We start from the raw sequence: 14261 nt of genomic DNA, 5'->3' as shown, positions 1-14261 counted from the left end.
ACAGGCCGGGGCCGGCCGACGGATGTCCCGTGGCCGGCCCCGGCGCAGCTCGGATCAGCTCAGCTGCACGGTGCCCAGGATCCGCGTGGGGGCGACGGAGCCGCCCGCGGGTTCGTTGGACACCCCGAACGTGCCGGCGGCGGCAACCGGACCGATCACCGTGGTCGACGCCCTGGCACCCTCGTCGAGCCGCCCGACCGAGCGGGCCGGCTCGCCGGTGCGGATGAGCCACAGCTCGTAGATCCGCCCGGGGCCGGGCTCGGGCAGATCGCGCAGCAGCACCACGCCCCGGTCCCGGTCCCGGGACACCACCACCGTCGCGGCCCCCCCGGGTTGCAGTGGCGTCTCGAAGACCCGGGCGTCCTGGGCGTCCAGCACGGCGGCGATCTGCCGAGCCTGGGTGCTGCTGGCCTGCTCGTCGCTGATCCGGTCGTTGCCCACCGACCAGGTGAGGGCGCTCGCGCCGCCCGCGACGACGACGGCCGCGGCAGCGGCAGCGGCGAACTGCCGCCATCGTCCCGCCTTCGGCCGGGCGTTGGCGCCACCGACACGGACATGGAGCTGCGGGGTCCGGGCCACCTGTGCCAGGGTCCGCTCCCGCAACCCGGGAGGGGTGGCCTCGACGACGGTGTCGTCGGCGAGCCGGGCGGCCGTCTCACGCAGTTCGGCCACCTCCTGGCGGCACGGTTCGCACTCGGACAGGTGCCGCTCGAACGCGGCGCCCTCGAGGTCGTCGACCGCGTCGAGGGCGTACGCGCCAGCGAGGGTGTGGATGTCGCCGCTCATGCCCGCCCCTCCAGTTCGATCCCCAGGCAGTCCCGCATCCGGATCAGTCCGTCACGCATCCGCGTCTTCACCGTCGGTAACGGGGTTTTCAGCCGTTCCGCGACCTCACGGTAGGTGTGGCCGCCGTAGTAGGCCAGGGTCACCGACTCGCGCTGCACCGGCGTCAACCGTCCCAGGCACCGACGGACCTGCTCCCGCTCCAACCGGGCGGTGACGTCCTCGACCACCTCGTCGTACGGGATCTGCGACTCGGTCGCGGCGACCTGCCACGCGCGGTTGGTGTGGGCCTGCTCGGAGCGCACCCTGTCCACGGCCCGGCGGTGCGCCATCGTCAGGATCCACGCCGAGGCTGAGCCGCGTCCGGCGTCGAAGCGGCCGGCGGTACGCCACACCTCGACCATCACCTCCTGCGTCACCTCCTCCGCCTGCGCCGGATCCCGCACCACCCGGCGGGCCAGCCCGAGGACCTTGCCCGCCACGGCGTCGTAGAGCGCCGTGAAAGCCGCCTCGTCACCCCGCGCCACCCGGGACAGCAGCTCATCGGCGTCCGGCGGACCCACGGCTTCCTGCGGTACCGACCGCAGGCGCCGCGCCTGTTCCCCCTCACCGCTCATCCTCGGCCTGTCCTTTCCGGTGCTGCTGACGGTCGGCTGTGCCGCCCTGGGCGACCTCGCGCTTCAGGCGGAGTGCGCGTGAGCGAGGCGTGCGTAGACGATGACATTGTCGCGATAGTGCTGCGTGGCGTTGTCGAACTCGCCGCCGCAGGTGATCAGACGCAGCGCGGCGTGGTCGGTGGCCCCGTACACCTCGTCGGTGGGGAAGTGGTCCTTGGGATACTGCTCGACCTTGGTGACGGTGAACGTGGCGGTGCTGCCGTCCTTGCGGTCGACCGTGATCCCGGCGCCGGGGGTCAGCTTGCCAAGGTCGAAGAACGTCCCCTTGCGGCCCTTCCAGTTGACGTGCCCGGCCAGCACGGCCGGGCCGAGTGCGCCGGGCATCGGGGCCTTCGTGAACCAGCCGACATCGGTGGCGCTGTCCGGCACCTGCATGGCACCGTCGGGCTGCAGGCCGAGGGCGACCGTTGTCGCGGTGGCCTTCAGCGACGGGATCGACACCCGCACCGGGGGTGAACTGGCCATCAGCGGGCCGGCGGTCAGTTCACCCGGCCGGGTGGCCGGGACCGGGGAGGCGTTCGCGGGCGGTGCCGCCGCCGACGCGCGCGGGCTGGGCGGATCGTCCTGTTGGCTCGCGACGGCGGCACCGATCGCTACGGCCGCGGTCACGGTGAGGATGCCGGCCACCGCCAGGAGCGTGTAACGCCCCCGGCGGCGGCCGGCCGGCTGTGGTGCGTCGCCGGTGTCCATCACGAAATGCTTCCGGCTCAGCGCTCGCCGGCGAACCGGCGTCGCGCGACAACCGCACCGGCGGCACCGAGCAGCGCGATGCCACCCACGGTGTACATCATCATCGGCGATCCACCGGAGGTGCTGCCGTCACCGGTGGCGACACCGCCGGCGGGTACGGAGCCGGCAGCCGCGCCGCTGACCATGCCGCACGTCGCGGGGTCGGTGGCCTCGGCGGGGATGCCGTTGACACCGATGGACTTGGCGAACGTCGACTCGCCGAGCGCCTCCATGTCGTACTTGCCGTTCTTGTTGGCGTCGATGCCGTGCTGCACGAGGTGCAGGTCCTTCAGGTGCTCGATGGTGCCCTTGGGCAGATCGGCGGCCGGGATGGTGCGCTCGTAGCTGAGGTTGCCCTTGGCGTCGGCCTTCGGCATCCGGTCCACCGCGAGCCCGCTGGCCTTGGTGGTGTCGCCGGTGGTGGTCAGCGAGATGAAGATGTCGCCGTACATCGGCAGGCCCTCTTCGGTGCTGACGTAGCCGTTGCCGTTGGTGTCGGCGGACTTGTCCGGGCAGTGGAAGTCCATGCCGTTGGCCGCGCCGTGGACGTGCTGGGCGTGCGGCGAGTTAGGCGTCATGCCCTTCGACCGGATCATGACCTTCAGGTCGCCGCCGTTCGTCGCGGTCAGCGTCGCGGTCCCGGTGGCGCCGGTTTCGTTGAGGTCCTGCAACTGGACCTGCACGCTCTCGTCGGCGTGTGCGACGCCCGGAAACGCGAGGATCAGCGCGGCCGCGGGCACGGCGAGCAGGGCTCGGGACAATCTCACGACAAATCTCCGTCTCCGCCGGTACGGCGTCATGGTGTGCTGTCGTGAGGGATTCGTCGCCTGCCGCCCGCCGGATTGGTGCTGGACCGGATTTCTTTCCGGGCGGTTCTCGCCCGGGAGCGTGGTGCTGAGCCGCCGCGGCGGATCAGTCGCGCTGATCCCGGTTGTCGCCGTCCTGCGTTGTCGGCCGGGACCCCTGCACCGCGAACGGGTGGCGCAGTCGCCGCATGGCCTCCTCGCTGCCGTCGACGAGCATGCCCGGGTCATCGAGCCCGTCGGCGGTCGCGGTGGCGAGAAACAACACCGGTCGATCGTTGTTGTTCGATGTCATGCGGAAGTCCTGTCCTGAGCAGAGGGGCGCGTCCGGGCCTGCGGCAACTCCTGCCGCACAACCTCGCGATGAGCCGGCGCTCACACTGGCGCCGGAGCGTGGTGTCCCGATCACGGGCGAGCGCCCGGTGACACCGACACCCCGCACCATACCCGGCCACGTCGACCGTCATGCGTCACCGTCGCGTGCCGCTCGCGCGCGCACCACGCCCGGCGTGCTGACCGAGGCGGGTGGCAGCGCGTGGCGTTCAGGCCGACGTCGGGTGGTCCGACTCGAACCGGGTGCGGGTCAGGAACGCCAGTTGGGCGCGCTTCTCCGGCATGTCGATCTCGGACGCGAAGGTGAAGCCCTCGATCTCCAGCCGGCGCAGCGCGAGGTGGTTGCGGACGTCCGGCTCGACCACGATCCGCTGGGCGGCGGGATCACGGAACAGGAAGCGGGCGAGGGCCGGGCCGACGGCGGTGGTGAGACCTCGGGCGAGGCGACGGTCGGGGCTGAGCAGGAGGTGCATACCGATGTCGCCCTGCTGGACGGAGTAGCGCTCGCCGACCGGGTCCGCCTCGGGTTGATAGCTCTGGAACAGGCCGACCGGCTCCGCGTCGATCAGGATGAGGTACGCGTGGTGCGTCGGCAGACCGTCGACGAACGCGTAGATCTCGCGTACCTGTTCCAGGGTGTGTGACCCCATTCCCCAGAAGGAGTTGCGAGGCTGGGTCACCCAACTGTGCAGCAGCTCGGCGTGCCGGTCGGGTTCCACGGTCAGCAGGGTCAACTCGCCGAGGCCCGCGATCTTCTCCTGGTACGTCATGTGGCGCCCGTCCTTCGCTGCGCGGTGGTGAGTGGGTCGAGCGAGGAGGATGCGCGTTCCGTCGAGCGCTGAACTTAGGTTACCCTCCCCTAACCAAAGGCAGACCTTACCTGGAGGGGTGCGTGAAACGGAACTGGGAGGCCCTGGTCCTCAAGGCCATGGGAGGCCGGGACTTCCGGTTGACCGTGCTGAGTACCGAGTCGGTCGACGGGCACTACCAGCGGCTGCTCCTGGACGGCGGCGGCCTGCTGGAGGCGTGCGAGGTTCACCCCACCATGTGGATCCGGCTGTGGTTCGACAACGACGGCCGGGCGCACCAGCGCGCGTACACACTGGTGGACCCCGACCCGGCCACCGGTCGGTTCAGCCTCGAATTCGCCATCCACGACGGCTGCGCCGCCCGCTGGGCCGCCACCACCCAGGTCGGCGACACCATCAGCGCCACCGTCCAGGGCAGTGCCTACCACCTGCCCGACCCGGCGCCCGAGCACCTCTATCTTGTCGGCGACGCGGCGTCGCTGCCCGCGGTGAACAGCCTGCTCGACGCCGGCGCCGACATCCCGGCCACGGTGTGGCTGGAGTACGCCCACGAGGGCGAGAAGGCGCTCACGCCGCGGGCCCGATCGCACCACGACGTCACCTGGGTGCCCCGACGCGACGCCGGACAACACCTGGTCGACACGGTCTGCGCGGCCCTGCCCGCCAGCGACACCGCCCACTACTGGGTGGCCTGCGAGGCGGCCAGCACCCGCGGCATCATCCGGCACATCCGCCGGACGCTGGGCGTCGACAAGGGCCAGCTGACCTCGCTGGGTTACTGGAGAGCGGCATGAGGGGTCGGCTCGGCACCTTGAGCGCGCTGTACGTCACCCAGTACCTCGGCATCGGCTTCATCACCGTCGGGCTGACCGCCATCCTGCGCGACGGCGGCACCTCGCTGGACACCCTGGCGCTGCTGCAGATCGTCGGTCTGATCTGGCCGATCAAGTTCCTCTGGGCACCGATCCTCGACCGGTACGGCTCCCGCCACCGCGGTCACTACCGGTCCTGGCTGCTCGTACTCCAGACCGCTCTGGTGCTCGCCCTGCTGGCGCTGCTGCCGTTCTCCCGTCCGGCCGAGGCGCTCGGCCCGGTCATCGCCATCTGCGCCGCATACGTCTTCTTCTCGGCCACGCAGGACATCGCCGTGGACGCGGTCGCCGTCCGGACGCTCACCGACTCTGATCGGGGGACCGGCAACGGCATCCAGGTGGCCGCGAGTTATCTCGGCAACCTGCTCGGCGGCGGCGTCTGCGTCCTGGTCTACGACCGGTTCGGCTGGGTGTCGGCGATCGGCCTGCTGGCCGCGTTGACGGCGGTCGGCCTGCTGGTGGTGTGGCGTTTCCGGGAGCCGGCCCGTACCGATCGGGTGGCCCGGGTCGGCGCCGCCTACCGGGCGTTGCTGTCCGTGTTCGGTCAGCCCGGGTGCCGGTGGTGGACCTTCGGTGTGGTGCCGCTGGTCTACGTGGGCGCTGGCATGGCGTACGCGCTGGTGACACCGGCCCTGGTCGACGCGGGGTGGTCGTTGGGCCGGATCGGCGTCGTGACGGGCGTCGTGACCAGCGCGCCGGCCATCGTGGCGGGTCTGGTGGCCGGGCTCGGGATCGGGCGGTTCGGGCGCGGGGGAGTGCTGGTGGCCGGCGGTGTGGCCCTCGCACTGTCGACGATGATGCTGCTGCCGTTGATGAACGGCCGCGCGCCGCTGGGCGGGACCGTCGTCGCGCTCTGCTGCTTCATGGTGGCCTACACGATTGCCAACGTCGTGCTCTATACGGTCAACATGGACTATTCGCGACCGGGCACCGGCGGCACCGACTTCACCGTCCTGTCGTCCTTCGGGCTGGTCTGCTCGTTCGTCGCCGCCTCCATCGGCCTGGCGGCTGCCGACCGGATCGGCTACCCGGCGGTCGCGGTCTCCGCCATCGTGCTGGTGGCCGCCGGGGTCGCCCTCGGCCTCGCACATCAGCGGCGGTTTCCCCGCACCCCCGCCTCCGTGCCCGGGCCGGCCGGTGAGCGCCGGTCGCCGCACGATGTGAAGGCCGTGGCGTGACCCGCGGGGGCGGACGCGGCGCGGCCGTCGGGACCCACCCGACGGTTCAACCGGCCGTCGTCGCCACCGCGTCCAGCCGACTGCCCCACCGGTGGCTGATCCTGGCGGTGCTCTGCGTCGCCCAACTCGTCGTGGTGCTGGACAACACGGTGCTGACCGTGGCGGTGCCGGTGCTGACCACCGAGTTGGGGGCCAGCACCGTCGACGTGCAATGGATGATCAACGCGTACGCGCTGGTGCTGTCGGGCCTGCTGCTCACCGCCGGCAGCGCCGCCGACCGATACGGGCGACGCCGGATGCTGCTCGTCGGGCTCGTCCTGTTCGGATTCGGCTCACTGGCCGCCGGGCTCGCCACCACCAGCGAGCACCTGATCGCCGCACGGGCTGGGATGGGCATCGGTGGTGCGCTGCTGGTCACCTCGACGCTCGCGGTGGCGATGCAGGTCTTCGACGCCACCGAGCGGTCCCGGGCGATCGGCATCTGGGCCGCCACCAGCGCGTTGGGCTTCGCCGTCGGACCACCGATCGGCGGCACCATTCTCGCTCACCTGCCGTGGGGTGCCATCTTCCTGATGAACGTCCCCATCGTGCTGGTCTGCCTGCTCGCCGGCCGCGCGTTGATACCCGAGTCCCGTCACCCGGCCGGTGGCCGTCTCGACGTGGTGGGCGCGGCGCTCTCCACCGCCGGCCTGACCGCGGTCGTCTGGGCGATCATCTCCGGGCCGGAGCGGGGGTGGGCGTCGGCCGACGTGCTCGCCGTGGCAGTCGTCGGCGTGGTCCTGCTCGGGCTCTTCGTCAGCTGGGAGCGGCGGGTCTCCCACCCGATGCTGGACATGCACTTCTTCCGGGACCGGCGTTTCGTCGGCGCGATCTCCGGGGTCGTCCTGATCACGTTCGGCGCGACCGGCGCGCTGTTCCTGCTCACCCAGCATTTGCAGTTCGTCCGCGGCTATCCCGCCTGGGAGGCCGGTCTGCGGATGGCGCCCTTCGCGCTGTCCATCGTGCTGCTCAACGTCAGCGGGGTCGCCGCGACTCTGATCCGTCGACTCGGCCTGGCGGGCGCCATCGCCATCGGCATGACGCTGCTCGCGGGTGGTCTCGCGGTGATCACCCTCGTTCCCTCCGACGCCTACTGGGTGCTGCTGGCGGGGCTGCTGGTCATGGGCGTCGGCTGCGCACTGGCCAACCCGGCGATCGTGGAGGCGGTGATGAGCGCGATCCCAGCGGAGAAGGCCGGCGCCGGCGCCGGTGTCGACGGCACCATGACCGAGGTCGGCAGCAGCCTCGGCATCGCCGTGCTGGGCGCCGTGTTGAACGCCCGGTTCGCCGCACTGCTGCCCGCCACCCTGGCCGGCGCCGGATCGTTCCCCGTGGCACTCGCCGCCGCCGGCGAGGGGCCGGAGCGGGAGGCTGTCACCGTCGCCTTCGCCTCGGCGTTGGAGACCGGGCAGACGGTGGGCGCCGCGGCCGTGCTCCTCGGCGGCCTGGTCGCCGCCGGGCTGCTGCACCGAGCACAGCGCACGGGGTCGTAGCGTAGGCGCCGCCGCGTGGAAAAGCTCCGACATTTCACATCGAGCTACCCACGATCGGACAATAAGGATAGGCTATCCTAATCGTGACGATCGTCGCCGATGACGGAGGCCTCATGCGGCTCTATCTGACCGCGCTCAACCCCACCGACGCCGTCCTGGAGGGCTTCCTGCCCGCGGCGGCCTCGCTCGGACTGCCGGTCACCGTGCTGACCGACCGGCCCGAGCAGTGGCCGGCCCACGTGCCGGCGGTGCGCTGTGCCATCCGGGACGCGGCAGCGGTGGTAGCGGCGACAGCGGGGGACCAGCCGGCGGCTCTACTGTCCAACAGCGACCACCTTCAGGAGGTCACCGCGATCGCCGCCCGCAAGCTCGGCCTGCCCGGCAAGGATCCCGAAGCCGCCCGTCTCTGCAAGGACAAGGCCGCGACCCGCCGGGCGATCACTGCTGCCGGGCTCGACCTGGTCCGTACCGTCACCGTCGACCCTGGTGCCGCACCCGCGGTGCCGGCCGAGATGTTCCCGGCGGTCGTCAAGCCCCGCGAGGGGGTGGCCAGCGAGGACGCCTACCTGGTGGCGGACCACCGGGACCTGACCAACCGGATCGCCGACATCCGCGACCGGCGGCCGGAGGCGGCACTGGTCGTCGAGGAGTACCTCACCGGAGAGCTGGGAACATTCGACACCCTGGGCGACGGTACGACGCTGGCCGTCCTCGGCGGGTGGCGCACCCGTCTCGGCCCGCCACCGACCTTCACCGAGGAGTGCCTCGACTGGTCACCCCCTCCCAAGCACGTCGACGCCCAACTACGGGTGTATCTGGCCGCTCTCGGTGTCGGTCTCGGCGCCTGCCACACCGAGTACGTCGTCCAGAAAGACCGGGTCCGGCTGATCGAGGTGAACTACCGCCTCATCGGCGACCGGATGGACCTGATCCTCGCCGACCTGCTCGGAGTGCCGCTGTTCGAGTACGTTCTCCGGCTGCACCTCGGCGAGCCGCTGGCCGCCCTCGGCCTGCCCGCCGCCGTGGACCGGCACGCCCGGGTCGAGTACGTCTGCGCGGACCGTCCCGGCCGGCTCGCCGCCGCACCCGGGCCGCTGGACACGGTCTTCGGCGAGGTCCGGCTGGGCTGTCGACCCCTGCGGGAGGTGGGCAGGATCGCCGACCACACCGGCACGAACCGCGACTACCTCGCGGCGCTGCACGCGATCGGCCCCGACCAGGACTCCGTCCGGGCATCCCTGGCCGCCTTCCGCGAGGGCCTACGGTGGACGATCGTCGAGTGAGCGACGACTCCGAGCGGGACGTGTTCGTCCGGGTGCTCGACGCCCTGCTGCGTGAGGACCACCTCGGTATGCTCAGTCGGGGCCGGCCGGACGGCCCCGACTGGTGGGAGGTGCCGCACCGCGCGGGGCTGCTGCGGATTCCGGTCCGCGCGGACGGCTTCCAGCAGGCCCTGCGCACCGCCGCACCGATGCTGCACGTCGTCGTGGACTCCGACACCCATCGAACCGAGAGCGTGGACGGACTCCTGACGGTTCTGGCTCCGCACGGAGACCCCGAGGCCGAGGCGGGCTGGCGCGAGTTCGCCGCCGAGTGCCGAGCAGACCTGCGGGCGCGGCGCCTCGCCGCTGCCGCCCGTCCACACGTCCTCGCCACGGTGGCCGCCGAACGCGCGATCAGTCCCACCGGGCTGCCGGGGGCACTCCTGGACGACGTGCTGGCCGCGCACCAGGGTCACCCGGTCTATCCCACCGACCGCTCCCGGCCGGGGCTCAGCGACGAGGAGTTGCTCCGCTACGGCCCGGAGCACGCGCCGCGCTTCCCGCTGAGCTGGTTCGCCGCTCCCGCCGGGAAGGTCCTTCTCACCGGTGACCTGCCGTCGTGGTGGCCGCGAGCGCAGCACCCGGACCAGCTGTTGATGCCGGTGCACCCGCTTCTCGCGGCGCGCGATGCGCTCCCGGTGGCGGACGTGCCGGCGTTCTCCGCGCGCCCCACCCTCTCCATGCGGACGGTGGCGCTGGAGCACGACCCGTACGTCCATCTGAAGTTGCCGCTGCCGACCGCGAGCCTCGGCGCCCGCAACCGGCGGACACTGCAGCCGGGCTCGCTCGCCGACGGCGCGGCGGTCGCCGGCCTGCTGGACCGGATCGTCGCCGCAGAGCCGGGCTTCGCCGGTCGGATCCGGCACGCGGACGAGAGCACCTACGCCCATGTCGACGGCGACGAGCGCCGGAGTTTCCTGCTGCGCCGGTTTCCGTCCGACCTGGCCGGCGTCCACGTGGTGCCGGTCGCGGCCCTCGCCGCACCGGATCCGGTCGCGGGCACCGTCCTCGAACGAATCGGCGCCGGGCGGCCCGAAGCGCTGTTCGAGTCCTACCTGGACCTGCTGCTCGACTGGCACGTCTGTCTCTGGCTCCGCCACGGGGTGGCCCTGGAGGCTCATCCGCAGAACATCCACCTGCTGGTGCATCCCGACGCAACGGTCGGCCTGCTCTACAAGGACAACGACGGCGCTCGGCTCGACGTCCGGCACGGCGGTCCCGGCGGGCTCGCGCTGCGGGACGACCGGATGTGGGCGCGCGACCCGCAGGAGCTCGCCGACGTGTTCATCACCATCACCCTGCACCTGGCCGCGGCGGCGCCCCTGATCGCCCTGGCGGCCCGAGGAATGTCCGTGCCGTCGCCGGCCGCCGCCCTGATGCCCCGGTTGGCCGCGGCCCGCGACCGTTGGGGCGGCGGATCGGCGGCGCGGTCCTTCACCGAGCGCGTCCTGCAGGCGTCCCGACTGCCCATCAAGGCGATGCTCACCGCCGGCACCCTGCTGCCCAAACAGCGGTTGGGCTGCGCCGACATCAACAAGTACTACCGGCGCACCGGCCCGAACTACCTTCAGGAGACACGATGACGAGCGCCCAGCTGCGCTCCCGGCCGGGCACCGACACCGGTCAGCTCGCCGACCTGGCCGCCGCGCACGCCGTGTTCGGCTGCCTGCTGCGCGAGATCGCCCTACCCGACGGCGACACGACCGTGGCCGGCGGTGCGGCGCGCCTGCTGCTGAGGCACCTCGACGTGACGCTGCGCTGCGCGGTCGCGCGAGCATCACCGCTGGGCGCGCACCGCTACGACGGGCCGGTGCAGCGGAGAACCGACGGTCGGTGGGAGGACCTGGACGCGGACGGGCTGGCCGACCTGGTCGCGGCGGAACTGGCCGCCCGTACCGGCCTGGCCAACGACGAGTTCGTCGGGCAGGTCCGGGCCAGCCGCGACACGGTGACGCGGCTGCTCGCCGAACGCCCGACGGAGGACCCCACCCCGACCGGCGAGCCGGCCATCGACGCGTACGTGGACTCCGAACAGTCGCTGCTCTTCGGCCATCCGCACCATCCCGCGCCGAAGTGGCGCAGCGGTGATCCGGACACCTGGCGGGGGTACGCGCCGGAGCTGCGTACCGCGTTCCGACTGCACTGGCTCGCCGTGCCGGACGACCTGGTCGCCGACGCCGGGCCGTTCGACCCGCTGATCGCCGGCCTCGACCCGCCGCGCCCGCCGGCCGGGCACCGGGTGCTGCCGGTGCACCCCTGGCAGCTCACGCTGATTCCGCCCGCGTACCCACGGCTGCGACACCTGGGTGCGGCCGGTGTGCCGGTCCGCCCGACGGCGAGCGTACGTACCCTCTACGCCCCCGACGCCGACCTCTTCGTCAAGACCAGCCTGCACGTACGGATCACCAACTGCCTGCGCAAGAACGCGCGGTACGAACTCAGCGGCGCGGTCGCCCTGACCGACCTGCTGGCCGGGGTTCCGATGCCGGCCGGGGTCGGCCTGCTGGCCGAGCCCGCCTATCGCACGGTCGACGTCCCGGGCGCGGACGAGGCGTACGGGACGATCCTGCGCACCGGTCTGCGCCCACACCTGCGCCCCGGGGACACCCCGATCCTGGCGGCGGCGCTGGCCGCCTCGCCCCTGGCCGTACCGGAACCGGTGGCCTGGTGGCGGGCGTACGTCGGCCTGCTCGTGCCGGCGGTGCTGCGGTGCTGGCTCAGCCACGGCGTCGTGCACGAGGCACACCTGCAGAACGTGGTCGTGGTGCTCGACCGGGAGCGCCACCCGGTACGGATGCTGCTGCGGGACCTGGAGGGGGTGAAGCTGGACACCGACCGGTGGCCCACCTGGCCCGACGGCGTCCCCCCGCAGGCCGGCTACGGTCCGGCGGCGGCCCGCCGCCGGATCGTCTACTGCCTCTTCGTCAACCATTTGGCTGGCGTCTGCGGTGCCCTCGCCGACGCGCGGCCGGGTATCGAGCGGCGGCTGTGGCGGGAGCTGCGCGCGGTCGTCGCGGCGGTGGCCGCCGATCTCGGTGATCCGTCCGAGCTGCGGACGCTGCTGAGCGGGGAACCGTTGGTGGCCAAGGCGAACCTGCTGGTGCGGTGGCACCGGGACGCCGACCGCGCCGCGCCGTTCGTGCCGGTGCCGAACCCGATGGGCGGGCCACGATGACCCGACCGGTCTACGTCCACGACCTCGACGGGCTGGCCGCGCACGCCCGGACCATCCGGGCGGTACTCCCGCGGCGGGTCGAGGTGCTCTACGCGGTCAAGGCGAACCCGGATCCGGGTGTGCTGCGGACGCTCGCCCCGGTCGTCGACGGGTTCGAGGCCGCCAGCCGGGGTGAGCTGCGGAGACTGGACGAGGTCCTGCCGGGGCGGGAGCCGGCCGCGTACGCCGGCCCGGGCAAGACCGACGAGGACCTCGCCGCCGCCCTCGCCGCCGGGACGCACCGAATCCATGTCGAGTCCCCGGCCGAGCTACGGCGTCTCGGTGCGCTGGCCGCCGCCTCCGGCAGGCCGGCCCAGGTGCTGCTGCGGGTGAACCTGCCGGTGGCCGCCCCCGGCGCGAGCCTCGTGATGGGTGGCGGACCCAGCCCGTTCGGCATGGACCCGGCCGACGCGGTGGAGTGTGCGCGACGTCCGCCCGCCGGCATCGAGGTACGCGGAGTCCACGCGCACCTGGCCAGCGGACTGGACGCTCCCCTCGCCGGCGAGGTCGCCGCCGCCGTGGTCCGCTGGTCCGTCGCCGAGGTCGGTGCCGCCGAGGTGGACGTCGGCGGGGGCATGGCCGTCGACTACGCCGACCCCACTGCACTGTTCGACTGGGCGGGTTACGGCCGGTCGCTGGGCAAGATTCTCGACGCGTACCCGCACCTGCGACTGCGCATCGAGCCGGGCCGGTCGGTCACCGCCTACTGCGGGGCGTACCTCGCCCAGGTGGTCGACGTGAAGCGCTCCTACGGCGAGTGGTTCGTGGTGGTGGCCGGCGGCACCCACCACCTGCGGACACCCGCGGCGAAGGGGCACCCGCAGCCGTTCACCGTGCACCGGCGACGGCAGGCCGACGGCCCGCGAACCGACGGAGGGCCGGTCACCGTGGTCGGGCAGCTCTGCACCCCGAAGGACGTGCTGTCCCACTCGGCCACCGCCGGGCCGATCGGCGTGGGAGACGTGCTGGCCTTCGCGATGGCCGGGGCGTACGCCTGGAACATCAGCCACCGCGACTTCCTGCTGCACGAGCCGCCACTGTTCCGGACCGGTGACCCGCAGAAGCTGGCTGCCGACTGGGCCTGAGCCAGCTCTCGATGTCGTCCAGCGCGGCTCTCGCCATGGGCGTCGGATGGCCGGTGAACCCGTGCGGTGAGGCGGGGTAGACCCGGAGGTCGACGTCGACACCGGCCGCCGAGAGTCGCCCGGCCATCGCCAGATTGTCGTCGAGCAGGACGTCGTCGGCCCCGACGACGACGAGCACCGGCGGTAGGCCCGTGACGTCGGCGTAGATCGGCGAGAGATCCGGGTGGGTGCGGTCCTCGACGGACCCGGCGTAGGCGTCGAGGAAGTACTCGTCGGCGATCAGACGGCCGGCCGGAGTCTGCGCGCTGAGGTCGTAGGTCCCGAACTGCAACACGGCGGCACCGTACGCCGTGATTCCCCGATCGCGCAGCCGCAGCAGCGTGGTCATCGCCAGGGTCGCGCCGGCCGAGAAGCCACCGATGGAGAGCGTGGTCGTGCCGAAGCGGTGTCCGGCGTGGTCGGCGAGCCAGAGCGCGGCGGTCTCGCAGTCATCGGGTGCGGCAGGCCAGGGGTGTTCGGGCGCCAGTCGGTAGTCCACGCTGACGACAGCGAGCCCGAGAGCATCGGCGAGGTTCCGGTTGCGGACGTCGCTTCCGGCCGCCGAACCCAGGTAGAAACCGCCACCGTGGATCTCCAGGAAGACACCGGCCACCTCGCCGCTCGCCGGCAGGTGGATCCGCACCGGGACGCTGCGGCCAGCGACGCGCACAACCTCGACGACCGGGGGCGGGTACGACGGGACGGGCGCGACCGCCAGGGCCCGGATCGCCAGCAGCTCTTCGAGACTGCGCGGACCGCGACCCGCGACCCGTTTGGCGTAGAAGGCGCGTGACTCCTCGACCAGGCCGCAGAGACGGGGATCAGTGAGATGAACCAGCCCGAATTCCACGGCGACTCAGCCTACGCGTCGCGGGCGGTGGGCCG

General features: G+C 72.3%; 14 protein-coding genes. 7 read left to right on the top strand and 7 right to left on the bottom strand.

What is annotated here, in order from left to right; all coding sequences use genetic code 11:
- Positions 1-54: 54 nt before the first annotated feature.
- The 6 genes from ACLJN9_RS06015 to ACLJN9_RS05990 all read right to left on the bottom strand — a co-directional run bounded on the left by ACLJN9_RS06015 (position 55) and on the right by ACLJN9_RS05990 (position 4095).
- Positions 55-786, bottom strand: coding sequence for an anti-sigma factor domain-containing protein (locus ACLJN9_RS06015; RefSeq protein ID WP_410810061.1), 732 nt, complete (start codon positions 784-786; stop codon positions 55-57).
- Entirely contained in the window at positions 783-1400 is a 618-nt protein-coding gene (gene sigK, locus ACLJN9_RS06010) for an ECF RNA polymerase sigma factor SigK (protein ID WP_410810060.1), read from the bottom strand. Before sigK ends, ACLJN9_RS06015 begins: the two co-directional genes overlap by 4 nt.
- A gap of 63 nt (positions 1401-1463) precedes the next feature.
- Positions 1464-2150: a class F sortase gene (locus ACLJN9_RS06005; protein ID WP_410810059.1), complete on the bottom strand. Its 687-nt coding sequence runs from the start codon at positions 2148-2150 to the stop codon at positions 1464-1466.
- A 17-nt stretch (positions 2151-2167) separates the two neighbouring features.
- On the bottom strand, positions 2168-2956 hold the full coding sequence (locus tag ACLJN9_RS06000; protein ID WP_410810058.1) for a hypothetical protein: 789 nt from the start codon (positions 2954-2956) through the stop codon (positions 2168-2170).
- Positions 2957-3101: 145 nt separating this feature from the next.
- Positions 3102-3287, bottom strand: coding sequence for a hypothetical protein (locus ACLJN9_RS05995; RefSeq protein ID WP_410810057.1), 186 nt, complete (start codon positions 3285-3287; stop codon positions 3102-3104).
- 247 nt (positions 3288-3534) lie between these two features.
- The gene (locus ACLJN9_RS05990; RefSeq protein WP_410810056.1) at positions 3535-4095 is read right to left on the bottom strand and encodes a GNAT family N-acetyltransferase; all 561 of its coding nucleotides are present in this window, start codon (positions 4093-4095) and stop codon (positions 3535-3537) included.
- 122 nt (positions 4096-4217) lie between these two features.
- Here ACLJN9_RS05990 and ACLJN9_RS05985 point away from each other — a divergent pair, with 122 nt between their 5' ends.
- The 7 genes from ACLJN9_RS05985 (at position 4218) to ACLJN9_RS05955 (ending at position 13337) form a co-directional block, all read left to right on the top strand.
- Positions 4218-4928 carry a siderophore-interacting protein gene (locus tag ACLJN9_RS05985; protein ID WP_410810055.1) on the top strand — a complete coding sequence of 237 codons (711 nt, stop codon included), beginning with the start codon at positions 4218-4220 and terminating at the stop codon, positions 4926-4928.
- Positions 4925-6184, top strand: coding sequence for an MFS transporter (locus ACLJN9_RS05980; RefSeq protein ID WP_410810054.1), 1260 nt, complete (start codon positions 4925-4927; stop codon positions 6182-6184). The genes ACLJN9_RS05985 and ACLJN9_RS05980 overlap by 4 nt, the downstream gene beginning before the upstream one ends.
- An 80-nt stretch (positions 6185-6264) precedes the next feature.
- Positions 6265-7716: an MFS transporter gene (locus ACLJN9_RS05975; RefSeq protein WP_410810212.1), complete on the top strand. Its 1452-nt coding sequence runs from the start codon at positions 6265-6267 to the stop codon at positions 7714-7716.
- Between the two features lie 113 nt (positions 7717-7829).
- Positions 7830-8999: an acetyl-CoA carboxylase biotin carboxylase subunit family protein gene (locus ACLJN9_RS05970; RefSeq protein ID WP_410810211.1), complete on the top strand. Its 1170-nt coding sequence runs from the start codon at positions 7830-7832 to the stop codon at positions 8997-8999.
- On the top strand, positions 8996-10621 hold the full coding sequence (locus ACLJN9_RS05965) for an IucA/IucC family protein (RefSeq protein WP_410810053.1): 1626 nt from the start codon (positions 8996-8998) through the stop codon (positions 10619-10621). The genes ACLJN9_RS05970 and ACLJN9_RS05965 overlap by 4 nt, the downstream gene beginning before the upstream one ends.
- Positions 10618-12213 carry an IucA/IucC family protein gene (locus ACLJN9_RS05960; protein WP_410810052.1) on the top strand — a complete coding sequence of 532 codons (1596 nt, stop codon included), beginning with the start codon at positions 10618-10620 and terminating at the stop codon, positions 12211-12213. The genes ACLJN9_RS05965 and ACLJN9_RS05960 overlap by 4 nt, the downstream gene beginning before the upstream one ends.
- Positions 12210-13337: an alanine racemase gene (locus ACLJN9_RS05955; RefSeq protein ID WP_410810051.1), complete on the top strand. Its 1128-nt coding sequence runs from the start codon at positions 12210-12212 to the stop codon at positions 13335-13337. Before ACLJN9_RS05960 ends, ACLJN9_RS05955 begins: the two co-directional genes overlap by 4 nt.
- Here the strand turns inward: ACLJN9_RS05955 and ACLJN9_RS05950 are convergent.
- Positions 13255-14226 (bottom strand): alpha/beta hydrolase, encoded by a 972-nt coding sequence (locus tag ACLJN9_RS05950; protein ID WP_410810050.1) that lies wholly within the window; start codon positions 14224-14226, stop codon positions 13255-13257. The genes ACLJN9_RS05955 and ACLJN9_RS05950 overlap by 83 nt on opposite strands.
- Between the last annotated feature and the right edge of the window lie 35 nt (positions 14227-14261).

Source organism: Micromonospora sp. 067-2 (genome assembly GCF_046549295.1).
Lineage (GTDB): Bacteria > Actinomycetota > Actinomycetes > Mycobacteriales > Micromonosporaceae > Micromonospora.
The sequence above is the reverse complement of the archived record's forward strand: the minus strand, read 5'-3'. Positions and strand labels throughout refer to the sequence as shown.

Excerpts from the sequence above, each read along its gene's own strand:
- ACLJN9_RS06015 (WP_410810061.1), bottom strand. The coding sequence starts at position 786 with ATGAGCGGCGACATCCACACCCTCGCTGGCGCGTACGCCCTCGACGCG.
- sigK (WP_410810060.1), bottom strand. The coding sequence starts at position 1,400 with ATGAGCGGTGAGGGGGAACAGGCGCGGCGCCTGCGGTCGGTACCGCAG.
- ACLJN9_RS06005 (WP_410810059.1), bottom strand. The coding sequence starts at position 2,150 with ATGGACACCGGCGACGCACCACAGCCGGCCGGCCGCCGCCGGGGGCGT.
- ACLJN9_RS05995 (WP_410810057.1), bottom strand. The coding sequence starts at position 3,287 with ATGACATCGAACAACAACGATCGACCGGTGTTGTTTCTCGCCACCGCG.
- ACLJN9_RS05990 (WP_410810056.1), bottom strand. The coding sequence starts at position 4,095 with ATGACGTACCAGGAGAAGATCGCGGGCCTCGGCGAGTTGACCCTGCTG.
- ACLJN9_RS05980 (WP_410810054.1), top strand. The coding sequence starts at position 4,925 with ATGAGGGGTCGGCTCGGCACCTTGAGCGCGCTGTACGTCACCCAGTAC.
- ACLJN9_RS05970 (WP_410810211.1), top strand. The coding sequence starts at position 7,830 with ATGCGGCTCTATCTGACCGCGCTCAACCCCACCGACGCCGTCCTGGAG.
- ACLJN9_RS05960 (WP_410810052.1), top strand. The coding sequence starts at position 10,618 with ATGACGAGCGCCCAGCTGCGCTCCCGGCCGGGCACCGACACCGGTCAG.
- ACLJN9_RS05955 (WP_410810051.1), top strand. The coding sequence starts at position 12,210 with ATGACCCGACCGGTCTACGTCCACGACCTCGACGGGCTGGCCGCGCAC.